At 65.2% G+C, this 18,108-nt stretch carries 14 protein-coding genes; 5 read left to right on the forward strand and 9 right to left on the reverse strand.

The window, feature by feature from the left end:
- Positions 1–140: 140 nt before the first annotated feature.
- On the forward strand, positions 141–2,744 hold the full coding sequence (gene clpB / locus ED208_RS12075; RefSeq protein ID WP_123212161.1) for an ATP-dependent chaperone ClpB: 2,604 nt from the start codon (positions 141–143) through the stop codon (positions 2,742–2,744).
- A 67-nt stretch (positions 2,745–2,811) separates the two neighbouring features.
- Here the strand turns inward: clpB and ED208_RS12080 are convergent, their stop codons facing one another.
- Positions 2,812–3,666: a DsbC family protein gene (locus ED208_RS12080; protein WP_158608535.1), complete on the reverse strand. Its 855-nt coding sequence runs from the start codon at positions 3,664–3,666 to the stop codon at positions 2,812–2,814.
- A 350-nt stretch (positions 3,667–4,016) separates the two neighbouring features.
- Positions 4,017–4,964, reverse strand: a complete 948-nt coding sequence (gene xerD, locus ED208_RS12085) for a site-specific tyrosine recombinase XerD (protein ID WP_123212163.1) — start codon at positions 4,962–4,964, stop codon at positions 4,017–4,019.
- A 53-nt stretch (positions 4,965–5,017) separates the two neighbouring features.
- Here xerD and ED208_RS12090 point away from each other — a divergent pair, with 53 nt between their 5' ends.
- Genes ED208_RS12090 through zapE form a run of 3 tightly spaced genes read left to right on the forward strand, consistent with a single transcriptional unit; the run spans position 5,018 to position 8,141 of the window.
- Positions 5,018–5,731 (forward strand): lysophospholipid acyltransferase family protein, encoded by a 714-nt coding sequence (locus tag ED208_RS12090; protein WP_158608536.1) that lies wholly within the window; start codon positions 5,018–5,020, stop codon positions 5,729–5,731.
- Entirely contained in the window at positions 5,728–7,056 is a 1,329-nt protein-coding gene (locus ED208_RS12095) for a D-arabinono-1,4-lactone oxidase (protein WP_123212165.1), read from the forward strand. The genes ED208_RS12090 and ED208_RS12095 overlap by 4 nt, the downstream gene beginning before the upstream one ends.
- Before the next feature lie 5 nt (positions 7,057–7,061).
- Positions 7,062–8,141 carry a cell division protein ZapE gene (zapE, locus tag ED208_RS12100; RefSeq protein ID WP_366512235.1) on the forward strand — a complete coding sequence of 360 codons (1,080 nt, stop codon included), beginning with the start codon at positions 7,062–7,064 and terminating at the stop codon, positions 8,139–8,141.
- Positions 8,142–8,428: 287 nt separating this feature from the next.
- Here zapE and ED208_RS12105 read toward each other — a convergent pair whose 3' ends face one another.
- The 4 genes from ED208_RS12105 to ED208_RS12120 form a co-directional block, all read right to left on the reverse strand.
- On the reverse strand, positions 8,429–9,571 hold the full coding sequence (locus ED208_RS12105; protein WP_123212166.1) for an MraY family glycosyltransferase: 1,143 nt from the start codon (positions 9,569–9,571) through the stop codon (positions 8,429–8,431).
- A gap of 242 nt (positions 9,572–9,813) precedes the next feature.
- The gene (locus ED208_RS12110; protein ID WP_123212167.1) at positions 9,814–11,166 is read right to left on the reverse strand and encodes a phosphohexomutase domain-containing protein; all 1,353 of its coding nucleotides are present in this window, start codon (positions 11,164–11,166) and stop codon (positions 9,814–9,816) included.
- Positions 11,163–12,584, reverse strand: a complete 1,422-nt coding sequence (locus ED208_RS12115; protein WP_123212168.1) for a mannose-1-phosphate guanylyltransferase/mannose-6-phosphate isomerase — start codon at positions 12,582–12,584, stop codon at positions 11,163–11,165. The genes ED208_RS12110 and ED208_RS12115 overlap by 4 nt, the downstream gene beginning before the upstream one ends.
- Before the next feature lie 102 nt (positions 12,585–12,686).
- Positions 12,687–13,460 carry a glycosyltransferase family 2 protein gene (locus ED208_RS12120; protein WP_123212169.1) on the reverse strand — a complete coding sequence of 258 codons (774 nt, stop codon included), beginning with the start codon at positions 13,458–13,460 and terminating at the stop codon, positions 12,687–12,689.
- A gap of 299 nt (positions 13,461–13,759) precedes the next feature.
- Between ED208_RS12120 and ED208_RS12125 the strand changes: the two genes are divergently transcribed.
- A complete protein-coding gene (locus ED208_RS12125) occupies positions 13,760–14,632 on the forward strand; it encodes a Wzz/FepE/Etk N-terminal domain-containing protein (RefSeq protein ID WP_123212170.1) in 873 nt (290 codons plus the stop codon).
- A 15-nt stretch (positions 14,633–14,647) separates the two neighbouring features.
- Here the strand turns inward: ED208_RS12125 and ED208_RS12130 are convergent, their stop codons facing one another.
- The 3 genes from ED208_RS12130 to ED208_RS12140 form a co-directional block, all read right to left on the reverse strand.
- Positions 14,648–15,679 carry a glycosyltransferase family 2 protein gene (locus tag ED208_RS12130; protein WP_123212171.1) on the reverse strand — a complete coding sequence of 344 codons (1,032 nt, stop codon included), beginning with the start codon at positions 15,677–15,679 and terminating at the stop codon, positions 14,648–14,650.
- Entirely contained in the window at positions 15,676–16,926 is a 1,251-nt protein-coding gene (locus ED208_RS12135) for a lipopolysaccharide biosynthesis protein (RefSeq protein WP_123212172.1), read from the reverse strand. The genes ED208_RS12130 and ED208_RS12135 overlap by 4 nt, the downstream gene beginning before the upstream one ends.
- Positions 16,927–16,992: 66 nt before the next feature.
- Positions 16,993–18,105: a glycosyltransferase family 4 protein gene (locus tag ED208_RS12140; RefSeq protein WP_123212173.1), complete on the reverse strand. Its 1,113-nt coding sequence runs from the start codon at positions 18,103–18,105 to the stop codon at positions 16,993–16,995.
- Positions 18,106–18,108: the final 3 nt, after the last annotated feature.

Genomic DNA, 18,108 nt, shown 5'->3' on the forward strand with positions numbered 1-18,108 from the left:
AAGTTGTTGTGGCCGGTCCGGCAACCGCCCCGGCCGGGTACCGGGCTTGAATGGGCCTGCGGGGGGCCTATGTTGAGCCCGTACCCGTGCGGCGAGAAAGCGCCGGCGGGCCCCAAACTTTTTCTAGGAGTCATGCCCCCATGCGCATGGACAAACTGACCAGCCGGTTCCAGCAGGCGCTGAGCGACGCGCAAAGCCTGGCTGTCGGCCGCGATCACAGCGCCATCGAACCCGCCCATGTCGCCCTCGCCCTGCTCGATCAGGAAGCCGGCGGCGCGCGGCCGCTGCTGCAGCAGGCCGGCATCAATGTCGACCTGCTGCGCAGCAAGCTCAGCCAGGCCCTGGACCGCCTGCCCACCGTCGGCCAGGCCGACGGAAATGTGCAGGTCGGGGCTGAGCTTTCGCGTCTGCTCAACCTCTGCGACAAGCTGGCCCAGAAGCAGGGCGACCAGTTCATTTCCAGCGAGCTGTTCTTTCTCGCCGCGCTCGATGGCCGCGATCCGCTCGCCGAGGCCTTGAAGGCCGCCGGCGGCCGCAAGGAATTGCTGGAGAAGGCCATCGCCGCCGTGCGCGGCGGCGCCAAGGTCGATTCCGCCAATGCCGAGGACCAGCGCCAGGCGCTGGACAAGTACACCGTCGATCTCACCGAGCGCGCCCGCAGCGGCAAGCTCGACCCGGTGATCGGCCGCGACGAGGAGATTCGCCGCGCCATCCAGATCCTTGCCCGCCGCACCAAAAACAACCCGGTGCTGATCGGCGAGCCCGGTGTGGGCAAGACCGCCATCGTCGAGGGCCTGGCGCAACGCATCGTCAACGGCGAGGTGCCGGAATCGCTCAAGGACAAGCGCCTGCTGACGCTCGACCTCTCCGCCCTGATCGCCGGTGCCAAGTTCCGCGGCGAGTTCGAGGAGCGCCTGAAGGCCCTGCTCAACGACCTCGCCAAGCAGGAAGGCCGGGTGATCCTGTTCATCGACGAGATCCACACCCTGGTCGGCGCCGGCAAGGCCGAGGGCTCGATGGACGCCGGCAACATGCTCAAGCCGGCGCTGGCCCGTGGCGAGCTGCGCTGCATCGGCGCCACCACGCTGGACGAATACCGCAAGTACGTCGAGAAAGACGCGGCCCTGGAGCGGCGCTTCCAGAAGGTACTGGTCGGCGAGCCGAGCGTCGAGGACACCATCGCCATCCTGCGTGGCTTGAAAGAGCGCTACGAGGTGCACCACGGCGTGGACATCACCGACGGTGCGCTGATCGCGGCGGCCAAGCTCAGCCACCGCTACATCACCGACCGTCAGTTGCCGGACAAGGCCATCGACCTGGTCGACGAGGCGGCGAGCCGCATCCGCATCGAGATCGACTCCAAGCCCGAGGCGCTGGACCGGCTCGACCGCCGGCTGATCCAGCTCAAGATCGAGCGCGAAGCCCTGAAGAAGGAGGACGATGAGGGCGCCAAGCGCTCGCTTGCCGCCCTGGAGGAGCAGATCGGCAAGCTCGAACGCGAGTACGCCGATCTCGAAGAGCAGTGGAAGGCCGAGAAGGCCACCGTGCAGGGCTCGGCCAGCGTCAAGGAAGAACTGGAGAAAGCGCGCATCGACCTCGAAGCCGCGCGCCGTGCCGGCGACCTCGCGCGCATGGCCGAGTTGCAGTACGGCCGCATTCCCGAATTGGAGAAGCGTGCCGCCGTGCAGACCAGCGAGTCGACGACGCCCTCGCCGGCCCAGGCCAACCGCCTGCTGCGCACCAGCGTCAGCGAGCACGAGATCAGCGAGGTGGTCAGCCGCTGGACCGGCATCCCGGTCAGCAAGCTGCTGGAAGGCGAGCGCGACAAGCTGCTGCGGATGGAGGCGGCGCTGCACGAACGCGTGGTTGGTCAGGACGAGGCGGTGGTGTCGGTGGCGAATGCCATCCGCCGCTCACGCGCGGGGCTATCCGACCCGAACCGGCCGATTGGCTCCTTCCTGTTCCTAGGCCCCACCGGCGTCGGCAAGACCGAGCTGTGCAAGGCGCTGGCGAGTTTCCTGTTCGACACCGAGGAGGCCATCGTCCGCATCGACATGAGCGAGTTCATGGAGAAGCACTCGGTGAGCCGCCTGATCGGCGCGCCGCCCGGCTACGTCGGCTACGACGAGGGCGGCACGCTCACCGAGGCGGTGCGCCGCCGGCCGTACTCGGTGGTGCTGTTCGACGAGGTCGAAAAGGCCCATGCCGACGTCTTCAATGTGTTGTTGCAGGTGCTCGACGACGGCCGCCTGACCGATGGCCAGGGCCGCACCGTCGACTTCCGCAACACCGTGATCGTGATGACCAGCAACCTCGGCTCGCATCTGATCCAGGAGATGATGAGCCAGGAGGCGACGCGCGGCGACTACGCGGCGATCCGCGAGGCGGTGATGGCGGTGGTCGGTCAGCACTTCCGGCCGGAGTTCATCAACCGCATCGACGAGGCGGTGGTGTTCCATCCGCTGGCGGCCAAGCAGATCCGCGCCATCGCGGCGATCCAGACCCAGCGCCTGGTGGCGCGGCTCAAGGAGCGCAGCATCGGCATCCACTTCTCCGACGCGGCGCTGGACCACCTCGCCGAAGCCGGCTACGACCCGATCTACGGCGCGCGGCCGCTCAAGCGCGCGGTACAGGCAGAGGTCGAGAATCCGCTGGCGCGGGAAATCCTCGACGGCAAGTTCGCCGCCGGCGACACCGTGCAGGTCGGCGTGAAGGACGGTGCCCTGAGCTTCGGGCGCGGCTGAGGTCTACAGCGGGCAAACAAAAACGGCCGGTCATGATGACCGGCCGTTTTTTGTTTCCTGCGCTCTTTCAGGGGGCGCTCTTGGCGGCCGCCGGCAAGCTGATTTCGGCCAGGCGCTGGGCCAGGCGGTCGGCCGGCACGTAACCGTTCACCACTTCGCCGTTGGGCAGCACCATCATCGGCGTGCCGCGCAAGCCCAGCTCGCCGCCGAGGGTGTACTCGGCCAGCACCGGGGTCTTGCAGCCTTCCGGCGCCGCCGGCAGATGCACGCCCTGCTTGGCCTTGGTCAGCGCGCCCTTGCGGTCCATCGAGCACCAGACCGACTCGGCCTGCTTGAAGGATTCGCTGCCCGGACCACTGCGCGGGTAGAACATGTAGCGGATGCCGATGCCGAGATCGTTGTAGCTGGCGATCTCGCTGTGCAGCTTGCGGCAGTAGCCGCAGTCGACGTCGGTGAACACCGTCACCACGTTCTGCAGCTGGCCCTTGGGCGGGAAGAACTCGATGGACTCGCTGCCGTGCTGGGCCAGGGCATCCAGGCGCAGCTGGCGGCGGCTGTTCTCGGTCAGCTCTTCGCCGGTTTCGAGGTTCACCAGGTCGCCGGAGATCAGGTATTTGCCGTCGGCGCTGACGTAGCCAAACATCGAGCCGCGACGCACCTCGTAGAGGCCGGGAATGGCGGCCGGGTGCACCGAGTCCAGCACCAGATCGGGCATCGCCTTGGTCAGCCGCGCGCGCAGCTCGGCGGCATCCGGGGTTTCCTGCTTCACCGCTGCGGTCGGCGGCGCCGCTTCGGTCTTGGCCGGCGGCTGGGCCTGAGGAGAACCCGGCTCCGGCATCGGCGGCGCGCAGGAGGCCGTGGTGGCAGCGAGGGAGATGGAAGCGCAGATCAGGGCCAGGCGGCCCGGGCGGAACAGGAGCATTGCGAGGTCACGGGAAAATCGTAGCGGCGAGAGTATGACAAATCCGCTTGGGGTCGGTTCTCGGTCAGTGGATCCGCTGGGCTGCCTGCCTGCGGCTTTTGTCGTGATTTCGGCCATCCATGGCCGGGCGTCCGCCCGCTCCGGACCCGGCTCGTCATCGCCGTCCATGGCGCGGCTGCTTAGTTCTGAATTACCCCCGGCCCGGCCATCCATGGTGGGGCGTTCGCCCGCTCCGGACCTGGCTCGTCATCGCCGTCCATGGCGCGGCTGCCTAGTTCTGAATTACCCCCGGCCCGGCCATCCATGGCCGGGCGTTCGCCGTTTTTCTTGCCTTTGGCAAGAAAAACGGCTCACCCCCTCGGATGATGTTGGGCGTGGAGGGATTTGAGGCGGGCGCGGGTGACGTGGGTGTAGATCTGGGTGGTGGACAGGTCGGCATGGCCGAGCAGGCTCTGCACCGCGCGCAGGTCGGCGCCGTTTTCCAGCAGGTGGGTGGCGAAAGCGTGGCGCAGGGTGTGCGGCGACAGTGACGCCGCCGGAATGCCGGCGAGCCGCGCGTAATGCTTGATGCGATGCCAGAAGTTGTGACGGGTCATCGCCTCGCCGCGATTGCTGAGGAACAGGGCGTCACTGCGCGAGGAACGGGCATAGTCCGGACGCGCTTCCTGCAACCAGCGCTGGATCGCCTGCTGCGCCACCTCGCCCATCGGCACCAGACGCTCGCGCCCACCCTTGCCCAGCACCAGCACCAGCCCGCGCTGCAAGTTGACCCGGGGCAGCGGCAGGGCGACCAGCTCGCTGACCCGCAGGCCGCTGGCGTACATCAGTTCCAGCATGGCGCGGTCGCGCAGGCCCTGCGGGCTGTCGTCGGGCGCTGACAGCAGACGCTCGACCTCGGCCGGCGCCAGCGTCTTGGGCAGGCCCCGGCCCTGGCCCGGCGCCTCCAGCAGGCGGGTGGGATCGTCGGCACGACGACGCTCGCGCACCAGCCAGCGGTAGAAACGACGGGCAGCGGTGAGATGCCGTGCCTGCGAGCGGGCCTTGAACCCCTGTCCGGCCTGACGCGGATTGGCCTGGCGCTGGCGGTCGGCCAGGTAGTCGCGCAGCTCCGCCTCGTCGGCCTCCAGCAGCGTGCGGCCGCGCGCCGCCAGCCAGCGGCCGTAGAGATTCAGATCGGACTGGTAGGCCGCCAGACTGTTCTTGGAAAGGCCGTGCTCGAGCAGCAGCATGTCGGCGAAATCCGCCAGCAGCGCGCGGTCGGCGGCGGTGAGCGGCGGCAAGTCGGCTGGCGGAGGCATCTCTCTATAATAGGGAGATGCCCTCGCGTGTTCTTCGCTCTCTCCTCGGTCGCTTGTACGGCGTCTACGCGACCAGTGCGTTCGCGCTGACCATCCTGCCGCTGTGCCTGCTGATCATCGCCGGCCCGACACTGCGCAGCCGCCGCGCCATCGGCCGCGCCGGCACCCAGGGCATCATGCGCCTGATCGGCTGCCCGATCCGGGTCCGTGGCCTGGAACACCTGCCGGAAGGCCCCTGCGTCTGCGTCGCCAATCACGCCAGCTATCTGGACGGCATGGTGCTGACCGCAGCGCTGCCAGACCGCTTCAGCTTTCTGGTCCAGCACGGCGCCGCCAGCTGGCCGCTGGTGGGAGCGACCATCCGCCGGATGGGCGTCAGCTTCGTCAACCGCGGCTCGCCGCGCGAGGCGGCGGTCGCCACCCGAGACCTGCTACGCCGTCTGCACGAAGGCGAGTCCTTCGCGATCTTCGCCGAGGGCACCTTCAAGGCCGAACCGGGCCTGCTGGCGTTCCAGCCCGGCGCCTTCGCCATCGCCAGCCGTGCCGCCGTGCCGGTGCTGCCGGTGGTGATCCGTGGCACCCGCCGGGTGCTGCCCGAAGGCGCCCGCCTTCCCCGCCGCAGCCAGATCGAGATCGAGATCCTGCCGCCCCTGCACCCCGAGGACAGCAGCCGCGACGCGGCGCATCGGCTGCGCGACGCGGTGCGCGCCAGGATCCTGGCCCGCTGCGGCGAGCCCGACCGTCTGGCGGTGACGCCACACCCATGAAACTGCCCTCGCTCCGGTCCACCCACCACACCCGCTTCGTGCGCGGCGCGGCGCTCGCCGACCCCTATCACATCGCCCGTCCGCACAGCGTCGAGCAGATCCAGTCGGAGGTGCTGCGCTGCGCCGAGGACGGCGAGCGCCTGCGCGTGGCCGGCGGCGGTACCGCCGCCAACCAGCTCTGGCGCACCGACGAAAACCTGCTGGCGCTGGATCATTTTCGCGGCGTCGAATCCTCCGATCTCGAGCGCGGCCGCGTCTGGGTACGCGCCGGCACCACCCTGGGTGCACTTGCCGAATGGCTGCGCGCGCGCGGCCTGGCATTGCCGGTCGATGGCTGGCCGGCGGCGGCGACCGTCGGCGGCGCGGTGAGCGTCGGAGCCCACGGCTCCGGTCCCGCCCAGCACAATCTTTCTGCCTGCGTCAGCGCGGTCGGCCTGACCACCGCCGACGGCGTGTTCCGCCGCATCTGTGCCGAGGAAAACGCCGAGCTGTTCGACGCCGCGCGGCTCTCGCTGGGCGCGCTGGGCGTGGTCAGCCATGTCGAGCTGAGCTGCGAGCTGGCCAAGCCGCTGCGGGTACGGCAGTTCAAGAGCGCGCTGGAAGACACCCTGGCGCGCCTGCCGGAACTGCGCGCCAAGGCCCGGCACCTGTCCTTCGAGTGGTTCCCGGGCACTGGCGCCACCCGGGTCCAGGTCGCCCTGCCGGCGCAGGATCAGCCGCCGCGTGCCGCCGCGCTGGGCGCCCAGGGCCGCGAATGGCTGATGCGCAATGCCGGCCACTGGCTGCTGGCGCGCGCCAGCCAGCGCCTGCCGCGTGTGGCCGGGAGCGCGCAACGGCTGGCCATGCAGGCCCTGCCGGAGACCGACCGTATCGACCTCGCCCCCGAGCCGACAGTCCCGCCGCTGCTACGCCAGTCGGAGCTGCTGGAATACCAGCTGGCGGTCGGCGACCTGCCGGAGGCACTGGCGCAACTGGAGCGGCTGCTGAACCTGCTCGGCGCCCGAGGCTACGCGGCCGTCCAAGTCGGCTTCGTCGCCGCCGACGAGGTCTGGCTGTCGCCGGCCTACCGGCGCGATTCCGCCTTCATCCGGCTCAAGCGCTTCCGTGGCGCGCCGATGCCGGCGGTCACCCGCGCCTTTGCCGACGTGCTGGACCGCTACGACGCCCGCCCGCACTGGGGTTCCCGACACGGCAAGGAAGGCGGCGACCTGGCGGCGCTGTATCCGCGCTGGCGGGACTTCCTGGCGCTGCGCGCGCGGCTGGACCCGCGCGGCGTGTTTCTCAACGACTATCTCGGCCGCCTGTTTGGAGTGAGCCTGCCGTGACCGAGCTGCTGAGTCCCCGGCAACGCTACCAGCAGGATCTGCAACGCGAGGGCTTCAGCGCCGACCCGGCGCAGGCACTGGCGGTCGATGCGTTGCAGACGGTGTACGAGCAGCTGCTCGCCCAGCCGCCCAAGCGCCGGCTCGGCAGCAGCCGCCTGCGCTGGCCGGCGGTACCGGGCCTGTACTTCTGGGGCGGGGTCGGTCGTGGCAAGACCTATCTGATGGATCTGTTCTACGAGGCCCTGCCGTTCTCGCGGAAGCGGCGTACCCACTTCCACCGCTTCATGCTCGACGTGCACGAGCGCCGGCGCCGCTACCCCGACATGCGCGATCCCCTGGGCAAAGTCGCGGAGGAACTGGCCGACGAGGTGCGGGTGCTGTGCTTCGACGAATTCTTCGTCTCCGACATTGCCGACGCGATGATCCTCGGACGGCTGATGGAGGCGCTGTTCGCGCGCGGGGTCACCCTGATCGCCACCAGCAATATCGTGCCCGACGGGCTCTACAAGGACGGCTTGCAGCGGCAGAACTTCCTGCCCGCCATCGAGACCCTGAAACGCCATGTGCGGGTGCTCAACGTCGACCACGGCGTCGACTACCGGCTGCGCTATCTGACCGACGCCCAGCTCTATCTGAGCCCCTGCGACAGCGCCTGCGAGGAGAAGCTGGCCCTGTACTTCCGCCGCTTCGCGGGCCAGGACGGCCAACACTGCGTCAACCTCGACATTCACGGCCGCGAACTGACCGCGCGCCAGCGGGCGCCGGGCGTGGTCTGGTTCGATTTCGGCGAGCTTTGCGAGGGGCCGCGCGGCGCCGCCGACTACATTGAGCTGGCGCACCTGCACCACACCCTGCTGCTGTCGCGGGTGCCGCAGCTGACCGTGGCGGACGAGAACGAGGCGCGCCGGTTCATCACCCTGGTCGACGAACTCTACGACCGCGGCGTCAAACTGATCGTCGCCGCCGACGTGCCGCTGGAGCAGCTGTATCGCGGTGAGCGGCTGCTGTTCGAGTTCGCCCGCACCCGCTCGCGGCTGCAGGAAATGCGCTCGCTCGAATACTTGAAGCAGCCGCACAAACCCTGAGCACGGCCTCCGGGGAGGTTAGGGCCTGTCACCAATTAGAACGTCGCTGCGTTGCTGGTCAAAAGCGCGTCAGGCAAGGCGCGAGCCGACGCAAAGGCTGGACGCCTTTGCTAGGCGGGCAACGCGGCATGACGCGCTTTTGGCCAGCAACCCCTTGGGGCGGGACGGTTTTGGGGCATTGCTACGTCAGCAAGAGTTTCAATAGGTCCTCTCTTGCGCACTCTTGCTTCCTTGCACTGCCCCAAAACCGCCTTCCGCCGCAGCGATGTTCTAATTGGTGACAGGCCCTAGCGGTTGGCGGCGGCCGGTGCCGAACGCAGAGTGCGGGCCGGGTCCAGCGGCGCGGCCACCATCCAGCGCGGCACCCGGAAGCGCACGATGCCGGTGTACAACACGCCGTAGCTGACCACGAACAAGACCGCGAACAGCATCAGGGTCACCGGCTGGTCCCAGAACAGCACGGCCGGAACGATGCTCATCAAGGCCAGTACCCAGAGGTAGACCGAGGTCAGGGAGTTACGCAGGATGCGGTGCTGCGGATCGCGGGAGCCGATGTAGCGCTTCATCAGCCGGCGGTAGACCAGCTGGTGCAGGTGCAGGGCATCGGGTTGCCCCATGCGGTGCAGACCGCCCTCGCTGCCACGGCGGATCATCGAGAACACCGTCTCCCAGACCGGGTAGACCATCAGAAGCATCGGGCACCAGGCGGACACGCCGGGGTTGCGGTAGACCAGCAGGATCGCCATCTCGGCGAACAGGAAGCCGAGGAAGTAGGCGCCGGAGTCGCCCAGGAAGATGCGGCCGTAGGGGAAGTTCCAGGCCAGGAAACCGGCCACCGAGATCACCGCCAGCACCGACACCCGCAGCACGAAGGCATCGCCGACCTGCCAGGCCACCAGAGCCATGCCGGCGAAAGCGGCGGCGATGACAAAGCCGCTGAGCCCGTTGTAGCCGTCGATGATGTTGACCGCATGGGCGACGCCGCCGGCGGCGAACAGGGTGAGCGCGAACGCCGCCAGCGGGAAGGCCAGCAGCAGTTCATCGACCAGCGGCAGGTCGAGGCGCTGAAGGCGACCGTCGAGCAGCCACCAGCCGATGGCGGCGGCGATCATGGTGAACAGCAGGCGCGGGCTGACGCCGGCCCTGCGGGTGACATCTTCCAACAGACCGATGCCGAAGGCCGGCAGCGTGCAGGCCAGCAGGCGCACCGAGGCGTCGACCTGGGAGTTGCTGAGCCAGGCGGCCAGCAGCAGCGTGGTCACGAAGGCCACGAACACTGGCACCCCACCGAGGCGCGGCACCCAATGATCGTGGAACTTCTGCACCCCCGAAGCCTCGTCGGAACCGACCTGGTGATGGTGCGCCAGCAGGATGGTCAGCCAGGTGAACCAGAAGCTCGTCAGCGAGCCGAGAACGATGTACGCCAGCATGTCTGCCTCAAAAACCCGAACCACGTCGTGGCTGGATCAGCACAAAACCCGCCAGCGGTGTCAGGCAGCTGGTTAATTTGGGCGTTCCAGGAAAGCTGTTACTAGGCAAACGCAGTAACAGGAGCCCGGTTGACCGACCCCAGGCACGAAGGGTTTGCCCCGAGGCGACTGTCAGTCCCAGGGCTGGTTTTTGCTCAAATGCAGCAGAAATTGTCAGCTCCGCCGGGCCGGCGGAGCTGATCTCAGCCGGCGTCGATCGCCGCCAGCAGCTGCTCGGTCTGCTGCCGCATCAACGCGGCGTCGCCGCGCGACTCGACGTTCAGGCGCAGCACCGGCTCGGTATTGGAGCCGCGCAGGTTGAAGCGCCAGCTGCCGTAATCGCAGGACAGGCCATCGACCTGCTCGACCCGCTGCGCACGAGGCGCGTACTCGGCCTCGATGCGGGCGATGGTGGCGCGTACGTCGCGGACGTGGCGGTTGATCTCGCCGGAGGCCGGATAGGCGCGCATGCGGTCCTCGACCAGCTGCGACAGGGTCTTGCCACTGCGGACGATGAGCGCCGCCACCAGCAGCCAGGGGATGTGGCCGTTGTCGCAGTAGGCGAAGTCGCGGAAGTAGTGGTGCGCACTCATCTCGCCGCCGTACACGGCGTTCTCGGCGCGCATGCGCTCCTTGATGAAGGCGTGTCCGGTCTTGCTCTGCACCGGCACACCACCGGCGGCGAGCACCATGTCGACGGTGTTCCAGGTCAGGCGCGGGTCGTGGATGATCTTGGCGCCCGGCTCCTTCAGCAGCAGGGCTTCCGCCAGCAGGCCGACGATGTAGTAGCCCTCGATGAAGCCGCCGTGCTCGTCGAACAGGAAGCAGCGGTCGAAGTCGCCGTCCCAGGCGACGCCGAAGTCGGCGCCATGCTCACGCACGGCGGCGACGGTGTCGGCGCGCATTTCCGGCAGCAGCGGGTTGGGGATGCCATTGGGGAAATCGCCATCCGGCTGGTGATGGACGCGGATGAACTCGAAGGGCAGATGCGGCGCCAGCGCGTCAATTACCAGACCGGCGGTGCCATTGCCGGCGTTGACCACGATCTTCAGCGGCTTCAGCGCCTGGCCCGCGACATACCCCAGGAGGTGCTGGACGTACGCGGGCCGGAAGTCGACCTTGGTCATCGCCGGAGCACCCGCCGGCACCGTGGCGGTGGAGGCGGCCACCCGCGCTTCCAGCTCGCGCAGGCCGGAGTCGCCGGAAATCGGCACCGCGCCACCGCGCACCAGCTTCATGCCGTTGTAGTCCATCGGGTTGTGGCTGGCGGTCACCATGATGCCGCCGTCCACCCCGGGCTGCTGGGCCGCCCAATAGACCTCCTCGGTGCCCCCCAGGCCAATGTCCAGCACCTCGACCCCGCGCGCGACGAAGCCCTGTGCCAGGGCCTGCAACAGCGGCAGCGAGGAATGGCGGATGTCGCGCCCCAGCGCGACCTTCTTGGGAGCGAACAGCTCGGCATAGGCGATACCGAGCCGGTAGGCGAGATCCGGATTCAGCTCGTCTGGCACCCGGCCACGGATGTCATAGGCCTTGAAGGCGGGCAGCCGGCTCACTTGGGACTCCGGCCGTAGATGTCCTCGAAGCGGACGATGTCGTCCTCGCCCAGGTAGGAGCCCGACTGCACCTCGATCAGCTCCAGCGGCACCCGGCCAGGGTTTACCAGCCGGTGCTTCTCACCCAGGGGAATGTAGGTGGACTGGTTCTCGGTGAGCATGAACACCTTCTCGCCCACCGTGATCTCGGCCGTGCCCTTCACCACGATCCAGTGCTCGGCGCGGTGGTGGTGCATCTGCAGGCTCAGCTTCTGCCCCGGCTTGACGACGATGCGCTTGACCTGGAAGCGCTCGTCCATGGCAATGGTCTCGTAGCTGCCCCAGGGGCGGTAGACGGTGGGATGGTGGACCGCCTCGGAGCGGCCCTCGGCCTTCAGACGGGCGACGATCTTCTTGACGTCCTGCGCGCGCTCGCGGGTGGTGACCAGCACCGCGTCCTTGGTCTCGACCACGATGGTGTCGCTGACGCCCGCCAAGGCCACCAGCCGCGACTCGGCGTGCACCAGGTTGTTGTGGGCCTCGTGCAACCAGGTGTCGCCGCGCACGGCGTTGCCGCAGTCGTCCTTGGGCTGCTGATCGAGAAAGGTCCAGGACCCGACATCGTCCCAACCCGCATCCAGCAGCACCACGGCCGCCTTGTCGGTCTTTTCCATCACCGCGTAGTCGATGGACTCGTTGCGGCAGGCCTTGAAGCTCTCGGGGTCGAGACGGACAAAATCGAGGTCAGAACGCGCCTTCTCCAGCGACAGCCGCGCCTGCGCCAGCAGCTCCGGCTCGAAGCGCTGCAACTCAGCGAGCATGACGTCGGCGCGGAACAGGAACAGCCCACCGTTCCAGTAATAGCCGCCCTCACGCAAGAAAGCCTCCGCGCGCTCGCGATCCGGCTTCTCGACAAAGGCCGCCAACTCGTAGGCCCCGTCTTCGCGCTCGGCGCCAATACGGATATAGCCATAGCCGGTCTCCGGCCGGGTCGGACGGATGCCGAACACGGCAATCTTGCCCTGCCGTGCCACACCGGAAGCCAGCTCGACGGCCTGCACGAACGCTTCTTCGTCGGCGATCACATGGTCAGCCGCCATCAGCAGAACCAGAGTCTGATCGCCATAACGAGCTTGGGCACGCAAGGCGGCGCAAGCAGCCGCCGGTGCGGTATTGCGGCCAGCAGGCTCGATCAGCACCTCGGATAGCATACCGCAGCCGCGCAGTTGTTCGCCCACCAGGAAACGCTGATCCTCCCCGCAAATCGCCAGCGGCGGGGCGGCCTCGACGATCCGGGAGGCTCGCAGGGCCGTAACTTGCAGAAGGCTGCGCTCGTCAGTGAGAGCAATGAACTGCTTAGGAAATTGTTCGCGCGACAGTGGCCACAAACGGGTACCGGTGCCACCGGCCATGATTACGGGGACGAGCTGGGCGTGCATTGAGAGCAGGTCTTAATTTGTCTGGGTTGTGGCGCGAGGTTCGCGCGTTGGCAACAGCGTATGGAGTTCAGGTTCGAGGACCCTTGGTTCTAGATTCGGCCTCTACACCCGAGGAGCCATCAGCGACCAGCGCAACTGTGCCAATTTGGAGGCCAACTTTCCCAGAATCAGTGGCAGACCGGCAGGAAAGCCATGCTTCCGCAGAGCCTGGGCAACTTCCCGGTTGCTGCGAACTACATTCCGCAGACTTGCGTTGGAAACCCCACCCGTCCGCATCCTCACCAACACCCCAGGCAGGTATGTTACCCGCAGCCGCTGCACTTCGAGCAAACGCAAACAGATTTCGAAGTCCGCTGCAATGCGCAGGGAGTCATCGAACCCACCGTACCGCTGATAGGCCTGACGGCGCACGTAAAAGGTGGGATGCGCCGGCATCCAACCACGCGAACAGAGGCCCGGCTGGTATGGGCGCGAGCGCCAGTAGCGCACCACCCGGTTGGGATTGTTGGCGGCGACGTAAACCAGATCGCCGTAGCAGGCATCAACGGTCTGCATGGCGAATACTTCCGCGACTCGGCTCAGCACGTTCGTGTCGGCGTACGCGTCGTCGGAGTTGAGAAAACCCACGACATCGCCACTGGCCAGCGCCAGCCCCTTGTTCATGGCATCGTAAATTCCCCTATCCGGCTCGGAAACAAGCGGTCCAGAATGACGGCGGTATTGCTGTACTAGAGACACAGTCTCATCGCTGGAACCACCATCGACAATGATGTGCTCGATATGCGGATGGGTCTGGTCGGCGACCGACCGCAGCGTGTCTCGAATGGTCGATGCACTGTTGTAGCAGACGGTGATGATGCTGATTTTGGTGACCATAAAACAGGTGGCCTCATCCACCACCCTTGAATGACCGTTTTAAATTGACCCATCACATGACATGAAACGTGGGGATGGGAATCCCGAGACCAAACTCAATCCGACAAGCCTGAATTAAGTGTCTGCGCTCACCGGGATGCAGGCCGGCTTGCAGACTCAACAGCGTATTGAATAACCCTGGTTGACGGAAGTTTGCCGGGCAGGTGATATGCTCACCGCACTACAAAAAATACTGCCAGCGAGGGCGTCTACAGCGGGCGCCTTGTGCTAGGCCACTCCTCGAAGCCAGCCCACCCTAGATGCCAAGTTCCAGCGATTATCACAACTTAAGAGGCGAAATCCGGCTTTCTGAGATTCTCGCCACACTCCACTCCCGACGCAGGCTGATTGCCACTTGCGCCTGCCTCGCCGCGCTGATCGCCGGACTATTCGCCTTCACCGCGACCCCGCTCTATGTGGCCGAGGTTCTCATCGCGCCGGCGGAAGATCAGGCTAACAGCGGCGCCTTGGCCGGTCTCGCCGGCCAGTTCGGCGGTTTGGCAGCCCTGGCTGGTGTGAATGTAGGCGCTGGCGGCAACAAGGGGGTTGCACTGGCAACACTCAGTTCCCGTGAACTGACCGAAGAGTACATCCGCAGCAACAACCTGCTGCCACGCCTGTTCTACCAACGCTGGGACACCGGCACAAGCAATTGGAAACCTAGCTTCATCGATACCAGCGCACCTACCCTCTGGGACGGCAACAAACTATTCAACAGCAAGATTCGGATGGTTGATGAGGACAAGAAAACTGGCTTGGTGACTCTATCCATCGAGTGGCACGACCCGGTCGAAGCGGCCACCTGGGCCAATGCCCTGGTCCAGCGCACCAACGACATGCTCCGACAGAAAGCGATCAACACTAGCAACCAGAACATCCGCTATCTGGAAGAGCAACTTAGCAAGACCAGCATCGTCGAGCTCCGGCAATCCATCTACCGCCTCCTGGAAAGTGAAATCAAAAGCGTGATGCTGGCGCAAGGCAGCGCAGAATACGCATTCAAGGTGGTCGATCCGGCGGTGGTTCCTCAGGAGAAGTCCTGGCCCCGCCGCAGTCTATTGGTGCTTCTCGGCTTACTCGCGGGCATGGTTCTGGCCATGCTCTACGCCTTGCTGGCTAGCCCAAACAAATAGAACCCCAAGCCGACTCTAACTGCCTCCAGACAATCTCCGCTGAAGCCAGCGAGGAAGCAGCACACGCGGACTGAAACTCTTACGCCCTAGGTTCCAAGCCCAAGCACGCGGCAGACAAAGCATGCCGATCACCCAAATCCAGTAGACCGCTTTACGCAGTCTGCCTCGCGCTGGCCAAAGGTGGATAGAGCGTGTTGCATGCTTGGCCAGTGCCCATCGCCGACGCAAACCGGGATCCGCAAGATCGCCGGGGGCCATTTCCTGGAGGATCAGTTTCTTCAAGGTATGCGGAGGCGTCAGCCAGTCAGTCTGTTGCGACAGGCAGCCTCGCGCTTGAAGTTCCATACGCATATCAGCCCGAAACTCGAGGCTGCGTCGAACCAGAGCGGCTAGGTCGGCCAGCGTGTTGTTAACCGCCCCTCCAACCGTCGCGTGGAGACGGTAGCCTCCCCCGACACCATCACCTGGCAATACGCCGATCCGCCCATGAAATGGCGCCAGCATGATTGGCAAGTTGTCGGCACCAATCCGCCAGCGGGCCTCCGGCAGGGGCATGATCTTGTTCAGAAAGTCACGCGCGTAAGCATTACCGCTGCCAGGCGCTGAACCGTAGTCACCGAATGCTGACACCACCCCACGCAGATCACCCGAAAAAAGATATCCGGGGGTAAATCCACCCAGAGGCCTGTCTTCAGCATCAATCAGACGCAGACGATATTGAATCTTGGAGATGCCCGGACGCCAGCATCGGCACAGTTCCGTCGCCAATCCCGGGTACAGGACGTCGTCGGAATCCAGGAAAACGACCAGATCGCCGGATGAACGACGAAAACCCTCGTTGTAAGCCGAGGCCTGACCACCATTGGGCTTGAAACAAGTCTGGATTCGCTCACCGTACCCGCGAATAACATCCACCGATTCATCGGTCGAACCATCATCCACAACAATGACTTCACAGTCGGGATGATCCTGCGCCAGCACCGATTCGATGGCACGTCCCACATAGCGGCCGTAGTTAAAGTTATTGATGAGAAAGCTAATTCTCATGGCCTGCCATCCGCGAGGCCGGCCGAGGTCCGGACGCTCGGAAGCAGCCGCAGTAGCAACGCCACATTCACGCACTCCCCTACGACCGCCCCAATAGCCGCACCCACCGCACCGAATCGGCTGGAAAGAAGAATCGCGAACAAAAAAATGCAGATCGCGTTGATCAAGGTCACGTTCATCAACGCCCGGAAATAGCCCAGCCGCTGCAAGACGACAGCGATGAACGTACTTGCCAGACGCAGCGGCATGTTGGCCGCCAGTACCGCCGCGACAGCGGCGGCGGCCGGCGAAAGTCCGAGCAGTTGTTCCATCGCCCAGTAAACGGTCGCCGCCGCCGCGACGGCAAACGCGAGCATCAGCGACAACACCAGTGGCGCGGAGGAAGATAACAAGCCTTGCACGAGTTGTTCACTCTGGTTGCGCCCCTGGCTACCCAACTCGGCCAGCAATGCGAGCGAGGCAATGGCAAACACGTTGTAGATTGGTTCGACGAAGCGAAATCCCGCAGAGTAGGCTGATTGAGCCAAAACACCGCAGAGAGGCAGCACAACCAAAACATCAAGGCGGTTGTAGGACACCACGGCAACGCTGACGACGCCAGTCTGGAACAGTTTGGGAACCACCTGACGCAGTCCACGCATCAGCCCCCCCCTGCGGACTCGAAACAAATCCCAGAGCTGTCGCCGCACACAAAATCCCGCAAGAAGAGCCGCAGCCAAGTCAGCCACCACGACCAAGACAGCGGTCTGACCAAGACTTGGTTGCAACTGGAGCACCGCCAGCACCACTAAACCGGAAATACCCAGGATGGCGAACACGATGCCCGATAGGGTGCCGAACCTGCCATTCTTCTGCAGCAGCGCCACACTCGTAAATTGCAGCGCCGAGGCCGGAATCAGACTCGCGATGACCAACAGCCCTGACTCATGTCCGATCAACCAACAGATCGGCAAGGCGAGCAGGAACAGCAGTCCGCTCAGCGAAAAACGCACCAATGCGGCCACCTTCAATAGGCCGGGAATCCGCCCCCCCCGTCCCCCGAGACGGGCATAGATCACGTTGTCGGCCCCGGCATCACTGATCGCGCGCAATATCTCGACGGTCGATAGCAAAGCTGTCAGTGCCGAGAAATCATCTGGGGGCAGCTTCTTTGCAGCGTAGAGAAGCACAGTCCAGCGCGACAGCAGAAGGACAAACCGTGCGCCGGCAAAGGTCGCGTACCGTTCGACTAAGGTCCTGAACTTCATACTTTTCACAGCCCCAAGCACTGCAATACCGCCACAGATCGGCGCCTACACAAGTAGGCACGAAATTCAGCGTCCATGATCGACCAAGGTCATCAACGCCTGCGCGGAGGTCCGCCATCGATAGCGCCGCACCCACTCACGCCCCAGACGACTCATCCGCTCCCGCCGCCCCGTCTCGTCGAGTACGGTCCGTATAGCCTCTGCAATAAATTCAGGCCGCTGGGGTTCGCACAGCAGCGCGGCATCACCCACCACTTCCGGCAGCGAGGCTGCGCGCGAGCAAACAACGGGACATCCGAAGTACATGGCCTCCAACGGTGGGAAGCCGAACCCCTCGTAAATCGACGGAAAGACAAAGCACGCGGCGCCGCTGTAGAGAGCCGCCAGTGCCGCATCGTCGACATAGCCGGCCCAGACCAAGCGTTCGCCATACTGATTTTGCCAGCCGACATGACCGAATACAGCCTTGTTGGCGGCACCCACCAGAACCAGTTGCAGATCAGTGCGATCCAGTTGCTGAAACGCCTGCAACAAGGCTCCTGTGTTCTTATTGGGATTCTGGCTGCCGACGGCCAATAAATATTCGCCCCGGCGCAGACCCAAACGTTCCAGAACCTCCCAATTCGGCTCCACCGCTTGCCAGTGATCAATACCATTAGGGATCACAGCAATGCGCTCCGCAGGCAAGCGTCCCAGACCCGCCAGCTCTTGCTTGGAAAACTGCGAGACGGTCGCAATCTGTATCGAAGACCGCCAGCGCGCCACTCGCATCAGGCTGCGGTACCAGAGCACGAAGGCACGTGTATAGCCTTGTGGCCGGGCGAACACGGCGGCGTCATGAAAAATAACCGTTGGTCGACTGGCCAAAATCGGATAGGTATTGCACAGATTCAGCAGACGGCACCCTCTGGTATATAGCGGTAGCTCTAACTGCTCCCAAGCGTGACCGCGAAGACGACCACAGCGGCGCGCGGTAACAACCTCAAATTTCTGATCGTCCCAAAGGGCATCACGCGGCAGCAGTACGATTACCTCTAATGTCGCGGCCAAACCGGTGTCGGTTGCCAGCCAGCGATCAATGCCGTGCAACAACTCCCAGGCACAACGCTGAACGCCAGTCACCTGCTGCGAGGCGAACCGACCATTGATCAGCAGCTTCCGTTTTTGGGGAGGGGCCATGGA

It is taken from the genome of Stagnimonas aquatica (genome assembly GCF_003730135.1).
Classification (GTDB): domain Bacteria; phylum Pseudomonadota; class Gammaproteobacteria; order Nevskiales; family Nevskiaceae; genus Stagnimonas; species Stagnimonas aquatica.